Source organism: Streptomyces sp. NPDC040545 (genome assembly GCF_055595065.1).
The window spans coordinates 420727-439407 of record NZ_JBVIWA010000004.1 but is presented as its reverse complement, the minus strand read 5'-3'; the positions used below and the strand labels follow the sequence as shown (position 1 = coordinate 439407).

18 protein-coding genes are annotated in these 18681 nt (G+C 71.5%); 5 read left to right on the top strand and 13 right to left on the bottom strand.

Annotated elements, in window-relative coordinates:
• Positions 1-329 precede the first annotated feature (329 nt).
• From hisF to hisD, 8 genes are read right to left on the bottom strand one after another with little or no spacing between them, the layout of a single operon-like run.
• Positions 330-1085 (bottom strand): imidazole glycerol phosphate synthase subunit HisF, encoded by a 756-nt coding sequence (hisF, locus tag ACZ573_RS12445; protein WP_327385965.1) that lies wholly within the window; start codon positions 1083-1085, stop codon positions 330-332.
• Positions 1082-1474, bottom strand: coding sequence for a RidA family protein (locus ACZ573_RS12440; RefSeq protein ID WP_471302632.1), 393 nt, complete (start codon positions 1472-1474; stop codon positions 1082-1084). The genes hisF and ACZ573_RS12440 overlap by 4 nt, the downstream gene beginning before the upstream one ends.
• Positions 1471-2202 carry a bifunctional 1-(5-phosphoribosyl)-5-((5-phosphoribosylamino)methylideneamino)imidazole-4-carboxamide isomerase/phosphoribosylanthranilate isomerase PriA gene (priA, locus tag ACZ573_RS12435; protein WP_314248824.1) on the bottom strand — a complete coding sequence of 244 codons (732 nt, stop codon included), beginning with the start codon at positions 2200-2202 and terminating at the stop codon, positions 1471-1473. The genes ACZ573_RS12440 and priA overlap by 4 nt, the downstream gene beginning before the upstream one ends.
• Positions 2202-2852, bottom strand: a complete 651-nt coding sequence (gene hisH, locus ACZ573_RS12430; RefSeq protein WP_030009965.1) for an imidazole glycerol phosphate synthase subunit HisH — start codon at positions 2850-2852, stop codon at positions 2202-2204. Before hisH ends, priA begins: the two co-directional genes overlap by 1 nt.
• On the bottom strand, positions 2849-3016 hold the full coding sequence (locus ACZ573_RS12425) for a hypothetical protein (protein WP_030009964.1): 168 nt from the start codon (positions 3014-3016) through the stop codon (positions 2849-2851). Before ACZ573_RS12425 ends, hisH begins: the two co-directional genes overlap by 4 nt.
• A 2-nt stretch (positions 3017-3018) precedes the next feature.
• Positions 3019-3612: an imidazoleglycerol-phosphate dehydratase HisB gene (hisB, locus tag ACZ573_RS12420; RefSeq protein ID WP_030009963.1), complete on the bottom strand. Its 594-nt coding sequence runs from the start codon at positions 3610-3612 to the stop codon at positions 3019-3021.
• Positions 3609-4718 (bottom strand): histidinol-phosphate transaminase, encoded by a 1110-nt coding sequence (locus ACZ573_RS12415; RefSeq protein WP_471302629.1) that lies wholly within the window; start codon positions 4716-4718, stop codon positions 3609-3611. The genes hisB and ACZ573_RS12415 overlap by 4 nt, the downstream gene beginning before the upstream one ends.
• A complete protein-coding gene (hisD, locus tag ACZ573_RS12410) occupies positions 4715-6037 on the bottom strand; it encodes a histidinol dehydrogenase (protein WP_471302626.1) in 1323 nt (440 codons plus the stop codon). Before hisD ends, ACZ573_RS12415 begins: the two co-directional genes overlap by 4 nt.
• Positions 6038-6161: 124 nt before the next feature.
• Between hisD and ACZ573_RS12405 the strand changes: the two genes are divergently transcribed.
• The 3 genes from ACZ573_RS12405 (at position 6162) to ybaK (ending at position 9099) form a co-directional block, all read left to right on the top strand.
• On the top strand, positions 6162-7757 hold the full coding sequence (locus tag ACZ573_RS12405; protein ID WP_471302623.1) for an oxidoreductase: 1596 nt from the start codon (positions 6162-6164) through the stop codon (positions 7755-7757).
• 96 nt (positions 7758-7853) lie between these two features.
• Positions 7854-8591 carry an LON peptidase substrate-binding domain-containing protein gene (locus ACZ573_RS12400; protein ID WP_030009959.1) on the top strand — a complete coding sequence of 246 codons (738 nt, stop codon included), beginning with the start codon at positions 7854-7856 and terminating at the stop codon, positions 8589-8591.
• A gap of 10 nt (positions 8592-8601) precedes the next feature.
• Positions 8602-9099: a Cys-tRNA(Pro) deacylase gene (gene ybaK, locus ACZ573_RS12395; RefSeq protein WP_471302620.1), complete on the top strand. Its 498-nt coding sequence runs from the start codon at positions 8602-8604 to the stop codon at positions 9097-9099.
• A 108-nt stretch (positions 9100-9207) separates the two neighbouring features.
• Here ybaK and ACZ573_RS12390 read toward each other — a convergent pair whose 3' ends face one another.
• From ACZ573_RS12390 to ACZ573_RS12375, 4 genes are all read right to left on the bottom strand, one after another.
• Complete coding sequence (locus ACZ573_RS12390; protein ID WP_471302617.1) at positions 9208-9870, bottom strand: hypothetical protein; 663 nt, start codon at positions 9868-9870, stop codon at positions 9208-9210.
• Between the two features lie 47 nt (positions 9871-9917).
• A complete protein-coding gene (locus tag ACZ573_RS12385) occupies positions 9918-10709 on the bottom strand; it encodes an ABC transporter permease (RefSeq protein ID WP_471302689.1) in 792 nt (263 codons plus the stop codon).
• An 89-nt stretch (positions 10710-10798) separates the two neighbouring features.
• Complete coding sequence (locus ACZ573_RS12380) at positions 10799-11836, bottom strand: ABC transporter ATP-binding protein (protein WP_471302614.1); 1038 nt, start codon at positions 11834-11836, stop codon at positions 10799-10801.
• 28 nt (positions 11837-11864) lie between these two features.
• Positions 11865-13172, bottom strand: coding sequence for an NYN domain-containing protein (locus tag ACZ573_RS12375; RefSeq protein ID WP_471302612.1), 1308 nt, complete (start codon positions 13170-13172; stop codon positions 11865-11867).
• Positions 13173-13392: 220 nt separating this feature from the next.
• Between ACZ573_RS12375 and ACZ573_RS12370 the strand changes: the two genes are divergently transcribed.
• Positions 13393-13557 carry a hypothetical protein gene (locus ACZ573_RS12370; protein ID WP_189736171.1) on the top strand — a complete coding sequence of 55 codons (165 nt, stop codon included), beginning with the start codon at positions 13393-13395 and terminating at the stop codon, positions 13555-13557.
• A gap of 73 nt (positions 13558-13630) precedes the next feature.
• Here ACZ573_RS12370 and dnaE read toward each other — a convergent pair whose 3' ends face one another.
• Positions 13631-17173 carry a DNA polymerase III subunit alpha gene (gene dnaE / locus ACZ573_RS12365; protein ID WP_471302610.1) on the bottom strand — a complete coding sequence of 1181 codons (3543 nt, stop codon included), beginning with the start codon at positions 17171-17173 and terminating at the stop codon, positions 13631-13633.
• Between the two features lie 172 nt (positions 17174-17345).
• Between dnaE and ACZ573_RS12360 the strand changes: the two genes are divergently transcribed.
• On the top strand, positions 17346-18671 hold the full coding sequence (locus tag ACZ573_RS12360) for a DUF2252 domain-containing protein (protein WP_471302607.1): 1326 nt from the start codon (positions 17346-17348) through the stop codon (positions 18669-18671).
• Positions 18672-18681: the final 10 nt, after the last annotated feature.

The window sequence follows — 18681 nt, the reverse complement described above, 5'->3', positions numbered from 1 at the left end:
GCCGCGGGCGTACGGGGACACCCCCCTACCGAGCCCCTCCGCCGTGGGGTGGGGACACTCCGGGGGCTCCCCGCAGGACGAGCGCGCAACCCAGGTCGCACGGCACAACCACGGCCGCCTGGCGCGAGCCGAGGAGAGCCCCCGGAGGGGCCCCACCCCACACCGAAGCCACCCTGGTGCTCCCGCCGACTGACCACGCCCCCGGCCGGGCGGCCAAACCCAGCCCCGCCGGCGTTTGAGGCGCGGCCACCGGGCCGCACCCGGGACGGGGCCCGCACCCGGAACGGGACCCGCACCGCCCGGCCAGGGCAAGGGCCGGAGGCGAAGGGTCAGCGAACCGGGTGGCCCGCTTCGCGGAGGGCGGACTTGACCTCCGAGATGCGCAGGTCGCCGAAGTGGAAGACCGACGCCGCCAGCACCGCATCCGCCCCCGCTTCGATCGCCGGCGCGAAATCGGCGAGGCGGCCCGCGCCGCCCGAGGCGATCACCGGGACCGTGACGTGCCTGCGCACCGCCGCGATCATCTCGACGTCGTAGCCGTCCTTGGTGCCGTCCGCGTCCATCGAGTTGAGCAGGATCTCGCCCGCGCCCAGTTCGGCCGCCCGGTGCGCCCACTCGACCGCGTCGATGCCGGTGCCCTGGCGGCCGCCGTGCGTGGTGACCTCGAAGGTCCCGGCGGCCGTGCGGCGCGCGTCCACGGACAGGACGAGGACCTGCCGGCCGAAACGCTCCGCGATCTCCTGGATGAGCTCGGGGCGGACGATGGCGGCCGTGTTCACGCCCACCTTGTCCGCGCCCGCGCGAAGGAGTTTGTCGACGTCGTCGGCCGTTCGGACGCCGCCGCCCACCGTGAGCGGGATGAAGACCTGCTCGGCGGTGCGGCGCACCACGTCGTACGTGGTCTCGCGGTTCCCGGAGGACGCGGTGATGTCGAGGAAGGTCAGCTCGTCGGCGCCCTCGGCGTCGTACAGCTTGGCCATCTCCACCGGGTCACCCGCATCGCGCAGGTTCTGGAAGTTGACGCCCTTGACGACCCGGCCGTTGTCCACGTCCAGGCAGGGGATCACGCGTACGGCGAGGGTCATTCCGCCACCGCCTTGAACGCCTCGACCTCCACCTCGACGACCATGCCGGGGTCGACGAAGCCGGAGACGATGAGCATGGTCGCGGCCGGGCGGACCGCGTCGAAGAGTTCCTTGTGGGCGCGGCCCACCTCGTCCACGTCCCGGGCGTGCGTCAGGTACATGCGGGTGCGCACGACGTCCTCGGGGCCGAAGCCGGCCTGGGCGAGGGCCTTGAAGGCGACGCCGAAGGCGGCGACGGTCTGGTCGTACGGGCCGCCCGCGTCGGCCGCGGTGCAGCCGGAGACCAGGACCAGGCCGTTGGAGAGGGCCACGGCGCGCGAGTAGCCGATGACGTCCTCGTAGGCGCCGCCGGAGGAGATGCGGCGGACGTCGGTGGAGGGGTTGCTCATGCGGAGACCACCTTCAGGGCTTCTTCCAGGGTGAAGGCCTTGGCGTACAGGGCCTTGCCGACGATCGCGCCCTCGACGCCCAGCGGGACGAGCTCGGACAGCGCCCGCAGGTCGTCGAGCGAGGAGATGCCACCGGAGGCGACGACGGGCCGGTCGGTGGCGGCGCAGACGTTCTTCAGCAGCTCCAGGTTGGGGCCGGTCAGGGTGCCGTCCTTGCCGATGTCGGTGACGACGTACCGGGCGCAGCCCTCGGAGTCCAGGCGGGCGAGGGTCTCGTAGAGGTCGCCGCCCTCGCTGGTCCAGCCGCGGCCCTTGAGGGTGGTGCCGCGGACGTCGAGGCCGATGGCGATCTTGTCGCCGTGCTCGGCGATGGCTTTGGCGGCCCACTCGGGGGTCTCCAGGGCGGCGGTGCCCAGGTTGACGCGGGTGCAGCCGGTGGCGAGGGCCGCGGCGAGCGTGGCGTCGTCGCGGATGCCGCCGGAGAGCTCGACCTTGATGTCCATGGCGCGGGTGATCTCGGCGACGAGGGCGCGGTTGTCGCCGGTGCCGAAGGCGGCGTCCAGGTCGACCAGGTGCAGCCATTCGGCGCCGGAGCGCTGCCAGGCGAGGGCCGCTTCCAGCGGGGAGCCGTAGGAGGTCTCGCTGCCGGACACCCCGTGCACGAGGCGGACGGCCTGTCCGTCGCGGACGTCGACCGCGGGCAGGAGTTCGAGCGTGGGTGCGGTCATCACAGGGTCTCGATCCAGTTGGTGAGGAGCTGGGCGCCGGCGTCGCCGGACTTCTCGGGGTGGAACTGCGTGGCCCACAGGGCCCGGTTCTCCACCGCCGCCACGAAGCGCTCGCCGTGGGTGGCCCAGGTGACCTTGGGGGCGCGGATCAGCGGGTTGGTGATCTCGAGGGTCCAGTCGCGCGCCGCGTAGGAGTGCACGAAGTAGAACCGGGCGTCGGCGTCCAGGCCCTTGAAGGCCTGGCTGTCGGCCGGGGCCTCGACGGTGTTCCAGCCCATGTGCGGGACGATCGGGGCCTTGAGCGGGCCGACCGTGCCGGGCCACTCGTCCAGGCCTTCGGTCTCGACGCCGTGCTCGATACCGCGCTCGAAGAGGATCTGCATGCCGACGCAGATGCCCATGACCGGGCGGCCGCCGGAGAGCCGGCGCCCGATGATCCAGTCACCGCGGGCGTCCTTGAGGCCCTGCATGCAGGCGGAGAAGGCGCCGACGCCGGGGACGAGGAGTCCGTCGGCGTCCATGGCCTTGTCGTAGTCGCGGGTGATCTCGACGTTCGCGCCGACGCGGGCGAGGGCCCGCTCGGCGGAGCGGACGTTACCGAAGCCGTAGTCGAAGACGACGACGTTCTTGGTGGGGCGGACTGCGCTCATTCCCAAATTCCCTGGATTCGCAGGACTCCGGCGGCGAGGCACATCGCGGAGGCGAGGGCCAGCAGGATGATGACCGATTTGGGCATCTTCTGCTTCTGGAAGGAGTAGACGCCCCCGGCCAGGAACAGGCCGAGGACGATGAGGATGGTGTTCAGGCCGTTCACGGCTAGAGGGCGCCCTTCGTGGAGGGCAGGATGCCGGCCGCGCGCGGGTCGAACTCGGCGGCGTAGCGCAGGGCCCGGGCGAGGGCCTTGAACTGGCACTCCACGATGTGGTGGGCGTTGCGGCCGTACGGGACGTGGATGTGCAGGGCGATCTGGGCCTGCGCGACGAAGGACTCGAAGATGTGCCGGGTCATCGTCGTGTCGTAGGTGCCGATCATCGGCGCCATGTTCTCGGGCTCGGTGTGCACGAGGTAGGGGCGGCCGGACAGGTCGACGGTCACCTGGGCGAGGGACTCGTCGAGCGGCACGGTGCAGTTGCCGAAGCGGTAGATGCCGACCTTGTCGCCGAGGGCCTGCTTGAAGGCGGCGCCCAGCGCGAGCGCGCTGTCCTCGATGGTGTGGTGGCTGTCGATGTGCAGGTCGCCCTCGGTCTTGACGGTGAGGTCGAAGAGGCCGTGGCGGCCGAGCTGGTCGAGCATGTGGTCGTAGAAGCCCACGCCCGTCGAGACGTCGACCTGGCCGGTGCCGTCGAGGTTTATCTCGACGACGACCGAGGTCTCCTTGGTGGTCCGTTCGACCCGTCCGATGCGGCTCATGCGTGCTGCTCCTTCTTCAGTGCGCGAACCGCTTCCAGGAACGCGTCGTTCTCCGCCGGGGTGCCCGCGGTGACCCGCAGCCATCCCGGTACGCCGTTGTCCCGGACCAGGACGCCCTGGTCGAGGATCTTCTGCCAGGCGGTGTGCGAGTCCTCGAACTTCCCGAACTGGATGAAGTTCGCGTCGGAATCGGTGACCTCGAAGCCGATGGCCCGCAGTTCGGTGACCAGGCGGTCGCGCTCGGCCTTGAGCTGCTCGACGTAGCCGAGCAGGGTGTCGGTGTGTTCCAGGGCGGCCAGTGCGGTGGCCTGGGTGACGGCCGACAGGTGGTACGGCAGGCGCACCAGCTGGACGGCGTCGACGACGGCGGGGTGCGCCGCCAGGTAGCCCAAGCGCAGACCGGCCGCGCCGAAGGCCTTGGACATGGTCCGGGAGATCACCATGTTGGGGCGGCCCTCGATGAGGGGCAGCAGCGAGTCCCGGTGGCTGAACTCCACGTAGGCCTCGTCGACGATGACGAGGGAGGGCTTGGCCGCCTGCGCGGCCTCGTAGAGGGCGAGGACCGTCTCGGCCCCGACCGCGGTGCCGGTGGGGTTGTTGGGCGAGGTGATGAAGACGACGTCGGGGGCGTTCTCGGTGATCGCCTGCTCGGCCGCCTCCACGTCGATGGTGAAGTCCTCGCGGCGCGGGCCGGAGATCCAGCCGGTGCCGGTGCCGCGGGAGATCAGCGCGTGCATCGAGTAGGAGGGCTCGAAGCCGAGCGCGGTGCGGCCGGGCCCGCCGAAGGTCTGCAGCAGCTGCTGGATGACCTCGTTGGAGCCGTTGGCGGCCCATACGTTCTCCCGCGCGACCGGGTGCTTGGCCGTACGGGTGAGGTAGGCGGCCAGCCCGGTGCGCAGCTCGACCGCGTCCCGGTCGGGGTAGCGGTTGAGGGTGCGGGCCGCCTCGGCGACGCGCTCGGCGATGCGCCGTACGAGCTCCTCGGGCAGTTCGTACGGGTTCTCGTTGGTGTTCAGCTGGACGGGCACGTCGAGCTGCGGGGCGCCGTACGGAGACTTGCCGCGCAGCTCGTCCCGGATGGGCAGGTCGTCGATGCCGAAGCTCACTGGGTGGGCACCTTCCATCCGAAGCGCGCCTTCAGGGCGGCGCCGTGCGCGGGCAGGTCCTCGGCCTCGGCCAGCGTCACCACGTGGTGGGTGACCTCGGCGAGGGCGTCCCGCGTGTAGTCGACGATGTGGATGCCGCGCAGGAAGGACTGCACGGACAGGCCGGAGGAGTGGCAGGCGCAGCCGCCGGTGGGCAGCACGTGGTTCGAGCCGGCGCAGTAGTCGCCGAGCGAGACCGGGGCCCACGGGCCGACGAAGATCGCGCCGGCGTTGCGTACGCGGGCGGCCCAGGCGGCGGCGTCGGCGGTCTGGATCTCCAGGTGCTCGGCGCCGTACGCGTCGACGACCTTGAGGCCGTCCTCCAGGCTGTCGACGAGCACGATCGCGGACTGCTTGCCGGCGAGGGCGGGCTTGATCCGGTCCTCGACGTGCTTGGTCGCGGCGACCTGCGGCTCCAGCTCCTTCTCGACGGCGTCCGCGAGCTCCGCGGAGTCCGTGACGAGCACGGCGGCGGCCAGCGGGTCGTGCTCGGCCTGGCTGATCAGGTCGGCGGCGACGTGCACCGGGTCGGCCGTGGAGTCGGCGAGGACGGCGATCTCGGTCGGGCCGGCCTCGGTGTCGATGCCGATCTTCCCGGTGAAGTAGCGCTTGGCGGCGGCGACCCAGATGTTGCCGGGGCCGGTCACCATGTTGGAGGGAAGGCAGTCCTCGGTCCCGTACGCGAACATGGCCACGGCCTGCGCACCGCCCACCGCGTACACCTCGTCCACGCCGAGCAGCGCGCACGCGGCGAGGATCGTCGGGTGCGGCAGACCGCCGAACTCCTTCTGCGGCGGGGACGCGAGCGCGATCGATTCGACGCCCGCCTCCTGGGCCGGTACGACGTTCATGACGACGGAGGACGGGTAGACCGAGCGGCCGCCCGGGGCGTACAGCCCCACGCGCTCCACCGGAACCCACTTCTCGGTCACGGTGCCGCCGGGGACCACCTGGGTGGTGTGTTCGGTGCGGCGCTGGCCCCGGTGCACGATCCGGGCGCGCCGGATCGACTCCTCCAGGGCGGCGCGGACGGCCGGGTCCAGCTGTTCCAGGGCGGCCTTGATGGCTTCCGCGGGTACCCGGACCTGCGAGAGCTCGACCCCGTCGAACTTCTGCGCGTACTCGATCAGCGCCGCCGTGCCACGATGATGGACGTCCTCGCAGATGGGCCGCACCTTCTCCAGGGCAGCTTCTACGTCGAACTCGGCACGGGGCAGCAGATCGCGCAGGGCGCCACCCTCGGGGAGGGCGTCACCGCGCAGGTCGATACGAGAGATCACCTCACAATTCTCTCAGACCGCTTCGCGCCACCGTCCGCCCGTATCACTGGCTGATACAGGTCCCGGATGTCACAGGCGCCCGATAGCGTTCCCCTACACGTAGATGACAGCGGAGGGGGCCGCCGTGACCGAGGCGCGCACGGACGAGGAACCGGCGGATCTCACCGCTTCGGAACGCCGTATGTGGGACGCGTACCGCACGGGCAGCATCTGCGATCTCAGCACCCGCGCCGCCGACCGGGACGATCCGCACTCCGAGCACGTCTGGGGCCCCGAGCGCAGCGTGCGCGGCCGGGTGGTCGCCCGGCTGCTGCTGCACGGGCCGCCGCCGGTGCCGGGCCGGGTGGCCTCCCTCAAGCTGCGCGGGGTGCGGATCAGCGGGCGGCTGGAACTGTCCGGCGGTGCGGTGGCCCCGTACGTGGAGCTGCAGTCCTGCCGCTTCGACAGCGAGATCCAGCTGTCCGAGGCCCGCTTCGGCACGCTGCGCCTGATCAACTGCGCGATACCGCGGCTGGAGGCCGCCCGGCTGCACACCGAGGGCGATCTGCACCTGCCGCGCTGCCGGGTGGCGCGCGGGATCCGGCTGACGGACGCGCAGATCGGTACCGATCTGCTGGTCAGCCAGGCCGTGGTGCAGCGGGACAACAAGGGGCGGGCGATCGCCGCGGACGGGATGTCCGTCGCGCAGGACTTCCAGGGCGAGCTGCTGGAGACGTACGGGGAGGTGAGCCTGCGCGGGGCGAAGGTCGGCGTGTCGATGAACCTGCGCGGGGCCCGCCTGCGCAACCCGTACGGGCGGTACGCGCTGAACGCCCCGCAGCTGACGGTCGAGCGCACCCTGTACCTGACCTCCATCGCGCTGGACTACGCGGCGGGCGTGGGTTCCTCCACTCCCCCGTACGGGCTGGCGGCGACGCCCACGCGCGGTCAGCGGGCCCAGCGCTTCGAGTGCCGGGGCGGGCTGCGGCTGGACGACGGCCGTTTCGGGGACGCCATCGACTTCTACGGCGCCCGGTTCACGCTCACCGACGAGCAGGAGATATCCCTGCGCCGGATCCAGACCCCCGAGTTCCGTTTCGTCGGCGAGCGGCCGGAGCACGGGCGGGTGGTGGTGTCCGGGGCCAAGGTGGTCAAGCTCGTCGACACCTCCACGAGCTGGCCGGGCCCGGGCGGGGTGTCCATCGAGGGCTTCGTCTACGAGAACCTCGCGCCCCGGGGCCATTTCCCGCTCTCCCGCCGCCTGGAGTGGGTGGAGGCGGCGACTCCCGAGTATTCGCCGGAGCCGTACGAGCGGCTGGCCGCCGTACTGCGGGCCAGCGGCGAGGACCAGGACGCCCGCGAGGTGCTGCTGGCCAAGCAGCGGCGGCGCCGGGCCACGCTGCCGCCGGCGCCGAAGGCGTGGGGGTACCTGCAGGACTGGACGGTGGTCTACGGCTACCGGCCGGGCCGGGCCGCGCTGTGGATGGCGGTGCTGTGGGCGGCGGGGACGCTGCTGTTCTCCCAGCTCCACCCGCCGGCGATCAAGGAGGACGAGCATCCGCAGTGGAGCGCCGCCCTGTACGCGCTGGACCTGCTGCTCCCGGTGATCGACCTGGGCCAGCAGGGCCAGTGGAAGCTGGAGGGCGGCTGGCAGTGGGGGGCGGCGGGCCTGGTCGTGATGGGCTGGATCCTGGCCACGACGGTGGCGGCGGGGGCCTCCCGGCTCCTGCGGCGGGGGTGACGGCGGCGGGGGTCGTCCGGCGGATCGCGCACGTGACGCCGTCCGCCCCTCAAACGCCGGACACCCTCGGTGGTCCGGGCGATTACCCTGTGCCTCGTGACCACCGTTCGCCTGCCCCTCTTTCCGCTGAATTCGGTGCTGTTCCCGGGACTCGTCCTCCCGCTGAACATCTTCGAGGAGCGTTATCGCGCCATGATGCGCGAGCTGCTGAAGACGGGCGAGGACGAGCCGCGCCGTTTCGCGGTCGTCGCGATCCGCGACGGCCGGGAGGTCGCGCCGACCGCGCCCGGCCTGCCGGACCAGACGTCCCTGCCCGAGCGGGGCCCGGCGGCCGGCTTCGGCCCCGACCCCATCCAGGCCTTCCACCGGGTGGGCTGCATCGCCGACGCGGCGACCGTCCGGGAGCGGGAGGACGGCAGCTTCGAGGTCCTGGCGACCGGTACGACCCGGGTCCGCCTGGTCTCGGTCGACGCCTCGGGCCCGTTCCTGACGGCGGAGCTGGAAGAGCTCCCGGAGGACGCGGGCGACGGCGCGGGAGTCCTGGCCGAGGGGGTGCTGCGGGCCTTCCGCAACTACCAGAAGCGGCTGGCGGGGGCACGCGAGCGGTCCCTGACGGGCGCGGAGCTCCCCGACGAGCCCTCGGTGGTCTCCTATCTGGTGGCAGCGGCGGCGGTGCTGGACATCCCGGCGAAGCAGCGGCTGCTCCAGGCCCCGGACACCGCGACCCGGCTGGCGGAGGAGCTGAAGCTGCTGCGCACGGAGACGGCGGTGATCCGTCACCTCCCGTCCCTGCCGGCGGTGGACCTGACCCGTGCCCCGACGAGCCCGAACTGAGCCCACACCGATGGCGAAGAAGTCCAAGCAGGCGGCAGGTACCCCGGCGATCGTCGCCCTGACGGCGGCGGGCGTCGCGTTCACGACGCACGCGTACGAGCACGACCCGGCCCATCCCTCGTACGGGGAGGAGGCGGCGCAGGCGCTCGGCGTCTCGCCCGCCCAGGTCTTCAAGACCCTGGTCGCGGACGTGGACGGCGTCCTGACGGTGGCGGTGGTCCCGGTCTCGGGATCACTGGACCTCAAGGCTCTGGCGACGGCGGTCGGCGGCAAGCGTGCGGCGATGGCCGATCCGGCCCTGGCGGAGCGCACCACGGGCTACGTCCTCGGCGGCATCTCCCCGCTGGGGCAGCGCAAGCGGCTGCGCACGGTGATCGACGCCTCGGCCTCGGCGCACCCCACGATCTGCTGCTCGGCGGGCCGCCGCGGCCTGGAGATCGAACTCTCCCCGTCGGACCTGACCACCCTCACGGCCGCCACCCTGGCCCCGATCGCCCGTCAGAATTAGCCCCGCCGGCGTTTGAGGCGCGGGGTCCGGGGCGGAGCCCCGGGAAACGAGAAAGGGCGGGGAGGGGGCCAGCTCCGCGCAGCGGCGGTCCCGCACCACCCGGCACGGTCAGGCGCGCGGGGCCCCCGGGGCCGACGGCGCCGCGTCGGCGGGCGGCGGCGGCGCCTGGTAGTACCCCGACCAGCCGAACACCGGCTCGGGATCCGGATCCCGCGGCGTCCACAACGCGGTCAGCCCCAGATGCAGCAGCACGGCGGTCATCGGCCAGGCCAACAGCGCCCCGTGCGCGAGCAGCTCCAGCGGCGCGTCGAACGGAACCCCCTTGCCCGCCTGCTTCGCGGCCGCGACCAGGTCCGACGACGGCCCCAGCCACAGTCCGAACCGCCACCCCACCAGCGCTCCGAAGACGGATCCGACCGCCAGCCCGATCACCAGCGGCACACCGCCGGCCCGGCGCCACAGGAAGGTGCCGACGGCGCTGAGCACGCCCAGCCCCAGCGAGAGCAGGAAGAAGGTGCCGTCGGAGGCGATCCGCGCCTCGCTCTCGCTGTTGCGCAGGAACACGGCCTCCCCGTTGGAGACGTACTGCACCCGGGGGGCCAGCCACAGCCACAGCAGCCCGAGGAGCAGTCCGGCCGCCCCGAGGAGCAGGGCGACGACGGCCCCGTCCCGGACGTCCTCCGGGGTGATCGCCCCGGCGGCGGCTCCCCGCTTCTCGGGCGGGAGCGACGTCGGGTCGAGGGGGGACGGCGGGGTCACGGCTTCGGTCACCCCCACATCGTGCCAGGTGTGCCCGGCAGCGGCGTCGGCGGACCGTGTCAGCGGACGGCCGCCCGGCGGTAGGCCCAGGTCGCGACGGTGAGCGAGAGGACTCCGACGGCCCCGCACACGCCCAGGTCGAAGGCGACGGCGGCCCAGTCCGGTTCCGGGGCGAAGGTACGGGCGAACGCCTCGACGCCGTACGTGGACGGCAGCAGGTCCCGGGCCCACACGATCACGCCCGGCATCCGCTCCGGCGGCAGCACCCCGAGCAGCAGCGCCGCCGACATGCCGAGCTGTCCCGCGAGGGTGGCCAGCTCCTGGCGCGGTGCCAGCAGTCCCAGCGCCGCGCCGAGCCCGGCCAGCGCGGCACCGGCCAGCGGTACCACCGCGGCCAGGATCCACAGTCCGCTCATCGGCAGCCCGAACAGCAGACATCCGAAGACGGCGGTGACCAGGGTCCCCGGCAATGTGAAGGAGGCGTACGCGGCAGCCGCGCCCAGGACCACCGAGGCGGGCGGCACGGGCAGGGTGGCGTAGTGGTCGAGCCCGCCGCCGGCCCGCAGCTGCCCGAAGTACTGGGCGAGCAGGTTCAGGGCGACGAAGGCGACGACGAGCACCGAGGAGCCGGCGACGACGGCGCGGGCCTCCGAGCCTCCGTCGACCACGCCCCGCATCAGGATCATGATCCCGACGGACTGGAAGGTGGCGACGAACAGCAGCGGGATCCGGGCCACCCGGGCCCGGGAGAGCTGGGCCCGGTAGACGGCGGCCAGGGCGGGGAAGAAGCGTGCGCCGGGCGCCAGCGGCGCGGGCTGCGGTGCCTGTGCACGGCCGTCGGCGGCGGCCACCGGCGCGGTGTCCGCGGCGGGCGACGCGGCGGGTGACGGCACGGCATCGGGCGTGAGCACGGCCCGGACGGCCCCCGTGGAACGGTCGCTCACGACTTCACCAGCCCTTTCGTCTTGCCGCCGAGGGCCAGGTACACGTCTTCCAGGCTGGGGGTGGCCAGGGTGAAGTCGTCGAGCGCGGCGAAGGCCGGGCTTCCGGTGACCGAGGCCACCGCCGCCCTGGCCTCGTCCGGCGCCAGCCGGAGCACCCAGCGGCGTCCGGACCGGGCGGCCCGGTCGCGCAGCCGGGCGACCTCCGGGACGTCCAGCGGTGCGCTCTCGCGCCACACCAGCTCCAGCCGGACCTCGCCCGAGACGGTGGCCTTCAGCCCGGCCGGGGTGTCGCAGGCGATGACCTTGCCCTGGTCGATGACGGCGACCCGGTCCAGGACGGTCTCGGCCTCGATGACGTTGTGGGTGACGAGCAGGACCGTCGTGCCGTGCTGTGCGCGCCGCCGGTCGACGGCGGACCACACGGCCCGCCGGGCGACCGGGTCCATGCCGGTGGTGGGCTCGTCGAGGACCAGTACGGGCCGCTCCCCCACCAGTGCGGTGGCGAAGCAGGCGAGGCGGCGCTGGCCGCCGGAAAGTTTCTTCAGGGGCCGTCCGGCGATCGGGGTCAGCCCGAGCTCGTCCAGTACGGCGTCGCGCGCGGCGCGGGCTGCGCGGACGCCCTGCCCGCGCAGCCGCCCGGTGGTCTCGGCGGCCAGCGCCACGGTGAGCTCGTCCAGGGCGGTGGATTCCTGCCCCAGGTAGGCGAGCAGCCGGGAGGCCCGCTCGGGGTGGCCCACGAGGTCGTGGCCGAGCAGGGTCACCGAGCCGGAGTCCGGCCGCATCAGGCCGGTGAGCTGGCGGACCAGCGTGGACTTGCCGGCGCCGTTGGGGCCGAGCAGTCCGAAGATCTCGCCGCGCCGGACCTCCAGGCAGATCCCGTCGTTGGCGCGGGTCTCGGGCAGGGCGGGGGCCCCGCGCCGGCCGCGTACCGCGGGATACGTCTTGACCAGGTCACGCACCGCGCAGATGACGTCCGGCGCCGCTCCCGCGGCCGCTGCCGTGCCTTCTCGCGCCTGTGCTGTGCCCGTACTCACGAGGGAGCAGCCTACGGGGTTCGCGGCCCTACTCGGCCGTCGGGGTCAGCGGGGCCGAGAGGTCGGCGGGTGCGGTTCCGGGCGCGGAGGCCGGTACGGCGGCCACGTGTTCGGCGGCGGCGCGGACGTCGATCTCCCGCCAGAACCCGGCGCGGATGGCGTACCGGTCGTGCTCGTCGATCTGGTCGTCCTTGTGTGCGAGCAGCCCGAACCGGGCCGCGTAGCGCAGCAGTTCGCCGTCGATCCGGTGCGGGATCCGCGGGTACATCGTGGCCAGCTTCTGCAGGTGCACGGGCTCCGGGAGGCGTTCCATCCAGCGCCGGGCGAACACCTGTCCCACCTCGAACGGGTCGCCGCCGACGGTGGTGATGTCCTCCTCGCGGTCGGCCCAGCGCTGTTCGGCGCTGGTGAGCTGGGCGAGGGTGGGCAGCGAGGCGGTCTCGGCGGGCTCGCCCAGCGGTCCGGCCCGGTCGATCCAGCCCTTGTCGGACGACCAACGCAGGGCGCTGGCGGGGGCGTGGGCGCCGCTCGGCCCGCTCTGGGGGTGGCCCTGCTGGCCGGTGGCGCGCAGGGCTCCGGCGAGGTCCTTGGGCGTGGGTACGGGCTTGCCCCCGGGGGTGGTGGGCGGCGGTACGGGGGCCCCGTCGCGGTCCTCCTGCCCGGTGGCGGCGGCGCCGTTGCGGGCGGCCTCGGCGAGCGCGGCCTCGGGCAGCGGGGCCGAGAGGATGGCGGCGATGTCGGGGCGCGGTGCGGGCGGTGGGGAGCACAGTCCGGTGAGGTCCTTGGCGCGGACGGCCCGGGTGATCCAGGCCCGGTCCAGTACGCGGCGTTCGTCGGCCTCGGCGACGAGGTCCTCGGACTGGTTGTAGTCCCCGTCGGCGGCCTGGACGGCCCACAGGTGGACGGCGACCCCGTGTTCCTTGGCGGACATCAGGCCGGGCAGCAGGTCTCCGTCGCCGGTGACCAGGACCACGTCGGAGCAGGCCCGGTTACGGGCGAGCTCGGTCAGCTCGGCGTGCATGGCGGCGTCGACGCCCTTCTGCGCCCAGCGTCCGTCGCTGCGGGTCAGGGCGCCGAGCCGGACGGTGACGCGGGGCATGACGCGCAGCCGCCGGTGTTCGGGCTGGGGCACCCGGTCGGGCGCTCCGTCGAACCAGTAGATGCGCAGCAGGGGCTGCTCGGTGTCGGCCTCGGCCCGCTCGCGCAGGCCCTGGATGAGGGCGGCATGGTCGATGGTGATCCGGGAGCGGGAGGGCTCCCCGGCGAGAAGGCTGGCGGCGGCACCCAGCAGGTAGCCGGCGTCCACCAGGACGACGCAGCGGTCCACGCGTTCCACCCTCTTCCCTGGGGGTCCTCTGTGCTTTGCGGCGGTTCCCCGAGTCTGCCCGACCTCAAGGGTGTTGAAGGCCGGAACTCGATCATCGGCGTGGCGGATCTCACGGCCGACGGGGCGGAGGGCCTCGGCTACGCGCAGTAATGATCCAAAATGCGCGATTTCTGGCGTTGTGTGAGTGTGAAGGCGGTCCTGGCCCCTAGACCCTCACGGAGGCTCCACCATGGCCAAGAACAAGAACCAGAAGCAGCCCGCCAAGCAGCAGCCCCGGTCGGGGCAGGATCCGACCAAGGGCACCTCGGAGACCGAGTCGATGCCCTCCTCCTCGGCGCCGAGCCCGATGGACATGGCGCACAAGCGCAAGGAGAAGAAGTTCGGCCACAACTGACGGCCGTACTCGCACGCGGGAGGGCCCGCCCGATGTCACCGGGCGGGCCCTCCCGCACGTGCCGCCGGGGTCGCTATCCGGCCAGGCAGGACGGTCCGAGCAGCACCTTGAGGTCGCCGAAGAGCGCGGGGTCGGGCTGGACGCGGTGCTTGTCGAGGCGGAGCACGGTGGTGGTCCGCGGCCCCTGGAGCTTGATCCGCACCTCGGTGTTGCCCTTGTGGTGGCGCAGGATCTCGCCCAGACGGGTCACCATCGGCGGCGTGACCTTGACGGTGGGGATGGTGAGGACCACCGGGGCGTTGGTGCCGGCCGAGGAGAGGTCGGGGACCATCATCTCCATGGCTACCAGGCGGGGGACGTCCTCGCGCTTGTCGAGGCGGCCCTTGACGAAGACCACGGTGTCCTCGACCAGCTGGGTGGAGACGAGCTGGTAGGTCGCCGGGAAGAACATGCATTCGATGGAGCCGGCCAGGTCCTCGACGGTGGCGATGGCCCAGGCGTTGCCCTGCTTGGTCATCTTGCGCTGGAGGCCCGAGATGATGCCGCCGATGGTGACGACGGCGCCGTCGGAGTGCTCGCCGCCGGTCAGCTGGGAGATACCGGCGTCCGTCTTGTCGGAGAGCACGTGCTCCAGGCCGAAGAGCGGGTGGTCGGAGACGTAGAGGCCGAGCATCTCGCGCTCCTGGGCGAGCAGGTAGGACTTCTCCCACTCGACGTCGGAGAACTCCACGTCGAGGCCGAAGCCGGGCTCGTCGCTCGCGTTCTCGTCACCCATCCCGCCGAACAGGTCGAACTGCCCCTCGGCCTCCTTGCGCTTGACCGCGACCACGTTGTCGATCATCGACTCGTGGTGTGCGACCAGGCCCTTGCGGGTGTGGCCCATCTCGTCGAAGGCGCCGGCCTTGATCAGCGACTCGACGGTGCGCTTGTTGCAGACGACGGCCTCGACCTTGTCCAGGAAGTCGGGGAAGGAGGAGAACTTCCCCTTGGCCTTCCTCGTCCTGATGATCGACTCGACGACGTTGGCGCCGACGTTGCGCACCGCGGTGAGGCCGAAGAGGATCACGTCGTCGCCCTGGGCCGCGAAGTTCGGCTCGGACTCGTTCACGTTCGGCGGCAGGACCTTGATGCCCATCCGGCGGCACTCGTTCAGGTAGATCGCGGACTTGTCCTTGTCGTCCTTGACCGAGGTGAGCAGGCCGGCCATGTACTCGGCCGGGAAGTTCGCCTTGAGGTAGGCGGTCCAGTAGGAGACCAGGCCGTACGCGGCCGAGTGGGCCTTGTTGAAGGCGTAGCCGGCGAAGGGGACCAGGACGTCCCACAGGGCCTTGATCGCCTGGTCGCTGAAGCCCTTCTTCTTGGCGCCCTCCTCGAAGATGACGAAGTTCTTCGCCAGCTCCTCGGGCTTCTTCTTGCCCATCACGCGGCGCAGGATGTCGGCCTCGCCGAGCGAGTACCCGGCGATGATCTGGGCGGCCTTCTGGACCTGCTCCTGGTAGACGATCAGGCCGTAGGTGACCGCGAGCACCTCTTCGAGCGGCCCCTCCAGCTCCGGGTGGATCGGGGTGATCTCCTGCTGCTTGTTCTTGCGCAGGGCGTAGTTCGTGTGCGAGTTCATGCCCATCGGGCCCGGCCGGTACAGGGCCGAGACGGCGGAGATGTCCTCGAAGTTGTCGGGCTTCATCAGTCGCAGCAGGGAGCGCATGGGCCCGCCGTCGAACTGGAAGACGCCGAGGGTGTCGCCGCGGCCGAGCAGTTCGAAGGTCTTGGGGTCGTCGAGCGGGAGGCCCAGGAGATCGATGTCGATCCCCTTGTTGGCCTTCACCATCTTGACGGCGTCGTCCATGATCGTGAGGTTGCGCAGGCCGAGGAAGTCCATCTTCAGCAGGCCGAGCGACTCGCAGCTCGGGTAGTCCCACTGGGTGATGGTGACGCCGTCGGTGTGCCGCACCCAGACGGGTACGTGGTCGGTGATGGTCTCGCTGGACATGATCACGCCGGCGGCGTGCACGCCCATCTGGCGGACCAGGCCCTCCACACCGCGGGCGGTGTCGATGACCTTCTTCACGTCCGGCTCGTTCTCGTACATCGAGCGGATCTCGCCCGCTTCGCTGTAGCGGGGGTGGGCCGGGTCGAGGATGCCGGAGAGCGGGATGCCCTTGCCGAGGACGTCGGCGGGCATGGCCTTGGTGAGCCGGTCGCCCATGGCGTACGGGTAGCCGAGGACGCGGGCGGAGTCCTTGATCGCGTTCTTGGCCTTGATGGTGCCGTAGGTGCCGATCATGGCGACCTTGTCGGCGCCGTACTTCTCGGTCACGTACCGGATCACCTCGACGCGCCGACGCTCGTCGAAGTCGATGTCGACATCGGGCATCGAGACGCGCTCGGGGTTCAGGAAGCGCTCGAAGATCAGACCGTGGGTGAGCGGGTCGAGGTCGGTGATGCCCATGGCGTACGCGACGATCGAGCCGGCCGCGGAGCCTCGGCCCGGGCCCACCGCGATGCCCTGGTTCTTGGCCCACATGATGAAGTCGGCGACCACGAGGAAGTAGCCGGGGAAGCCCATCGAGATGATCGTGTCCATCTCGTACTCGGCCTGCTTCATCCGGTCGTCCGGGATGCCTCCCGGGTAGCGGCGGTGCATGCCGCGCATGGTCTCCTCGCGGAACCAGCTGACCTCGGTGTGGCCTTCCGGGATGTCGAACTTCGGCATCAGGTTCCGGAACTTGAACATGCCCTCGGTGTCGATCTGGTCCGCGACCAGCTTCGTGTTGGCGCAGCCCTCCTGCCAGGCGTCCGAGGAGTCGATGGCGTACATCTCGTCCGTGGACTTCAGGTAGTAGCCGGTGCCGTCGAAGCGGAAGCGGTCCGGGTCGGAGAGGTTCTTGCCGGTCTGGATGCAGAGCAGGGCGTCGTGGGCGGTGGCCTCGCTCGCGTAGGTGTAGTGCGAGTCGTTGGTCACCAGCGGCGGGATGCCGAGCTTCTTGCCGATCTCCAGCAGCCCGTCGCGGACCCGGCGCTCGATCTCGATGCCGTGGTCCATCAGCTCCAGGAAGTAGCGCCCCTCGCCGAAGATGTCCTTGTAGTCGGAGGCGGCTTGCACGGCCTCGTCGAACTGGCCGAGCCGCAGCCTGGTCTGCACCTCGCCGGACGGGCAGCCGGTGGAGGCGATCAGGCCCTCGGACCACTTGGAGATGGTCTCCTTGTCCATCCGCGGCCACTTCGTGAGCCAGCCCTCGGCGTACGCGTCGGAGGACAGCCGGAAGAGGTTGTGCAGGCCGGTGGCGTTCGCCGCCCAGATCGTCTTGTGGGTGTAACCGCCGGAGCCGGAGACGTCGTCGCGCTTCTGGTGCGGCTGGCCCCACTGGATGCGCCGCTTGTTGCGCCGGGACTCGGGGGCGACGTACGCCTCGATGCCGATGATCGGCGTGATGCCGGCCTTCTGCGCGGTGTGGAAGAAGTCGTACGCCCCGTGCAGATTGCCGTGGTCGGACATGGCGATGTGCGTCATGCCCATCTCGTTGCACGCGTTGAACATGTCCTTCAGCCGCGCGGCACCGTCCAGCAGCGAGTACTGGGTGTGGACGTGCAGGTGCGTGAACGGCGGCTTTGTCACGGCGCGGGTCCTCCGGGGGCGGGGGTGAGGGGGCAGCTTCGAATCCTACGTCGGCCGGGTGACAGATCACGGGCACTGACCGGTACGGTCGGGCGTTGCAGAACCAGGAGGGCCGATCCGGCGTCCAGTCGGTCGGAACCTGAAACAGCCCGTGCACCAGGAGGAACCCGCCATGGCGGTCCCCGAGACGACCGATGAGCAGCGCGCCGAGCAGATCCTCGACGTGTTCGACACCGCGTTCGGCGAGCTGCTCGCCGCCGACCCCGCTGCCTTCCAGGTCAAATTCCGCAAGATGGCGGCTTCGGCCTTCGCCTTCTACCGGGGTACCGCCTGCCTCTTCTACTCCGACCTGGAGCGGGACCGGCACGGCGGCCCTTACCTGGACGAGCGGACGGGCCGGGTGTGGATCCACGGAGACCTGCACGCCGAGAACTTCGGCACGTACATGGACTCCAACGGCCGGCTGATCTTCAACGTCAACGACTTCGACGAGGCCTACGTCGGCCCCTTCACCTGGGACCTGAAGCGGTTCGCCGCCTCCGTCGCCCTGATCGGCTACACCAAGGCGCTCAGCGACGACCAGATAAGCGAGCTCGTGCGGATCTACGCGGGCGCCTACCGGGAGCGGATCCACCGGCTGGCGGCGGGGGCGAAGAACGACGAGCTGCCCTCCTTCACCCTGGACACCGCCGAGGGCCCGCTGCTGGGCGCGCTGCGCTCGGCCCGCTCCCGGACCCGCTTCTCCCTCCTGGACTCCATGACGGAGATACGGGACTACGAGCGCCGCTTCACCTCCGGCGGGGGCTCCATCGAGCTGGACGCCGCCACCCGCTACAAGGTGCTGGCCGCCTTCGACGGGTACCTGGAGACCCTCCCCGACGAGTCCCTCGTGCGGCCGGACTCCTACCGGGTCAAGGACGTGGTGGGGCGCCGCGGCGTCGGGATCGGCTCGGCGGGCCTGCCCTCCTACAACATCCTGCTAGAGGGGCACAGCGACGCCCTGGAGAACGACGTCGTGATCTACCTCAAGCAGGCACAGACCCCGGCGGCCTCCCGGCACATCACGGACCGGGCGGTGCGCGAGTACTTCCAGCACGAGGGGCACCGCACGGTGATCTCCCAGCGCGCCCTGCAGGCGCACGCCGACCCGTGGCTGGGCTGGACGGAGCTGGACGGGGCCGGGCAGCTGGTCGCGGAGGTCTCCCCGTACGCGGTGGACCTGGACTGGTCGGACCTGGACGACCCGGAGGAGATCGCGGCCGTCGTCGCCGATCTCGGCCGGGCGACCGCGACCATGCACGCGTCGGCCGACGAGGCCGAGAGCGGGCAGTCCCTGGTGCCCTTCTCCACCGAGCGGGCCATCGACGCGGCGATCGCGGCCGACGAGAAGGGCTTCTCGGAGCTGCTCGTGGACTTCGCCCACGCGTACGGGGCCCGGGCGCGCGCCGACCACCAGATCTTCGTGGACCTTTTCCGTAACGGGCGTCTCACTCCCTGAACGCCGGTTC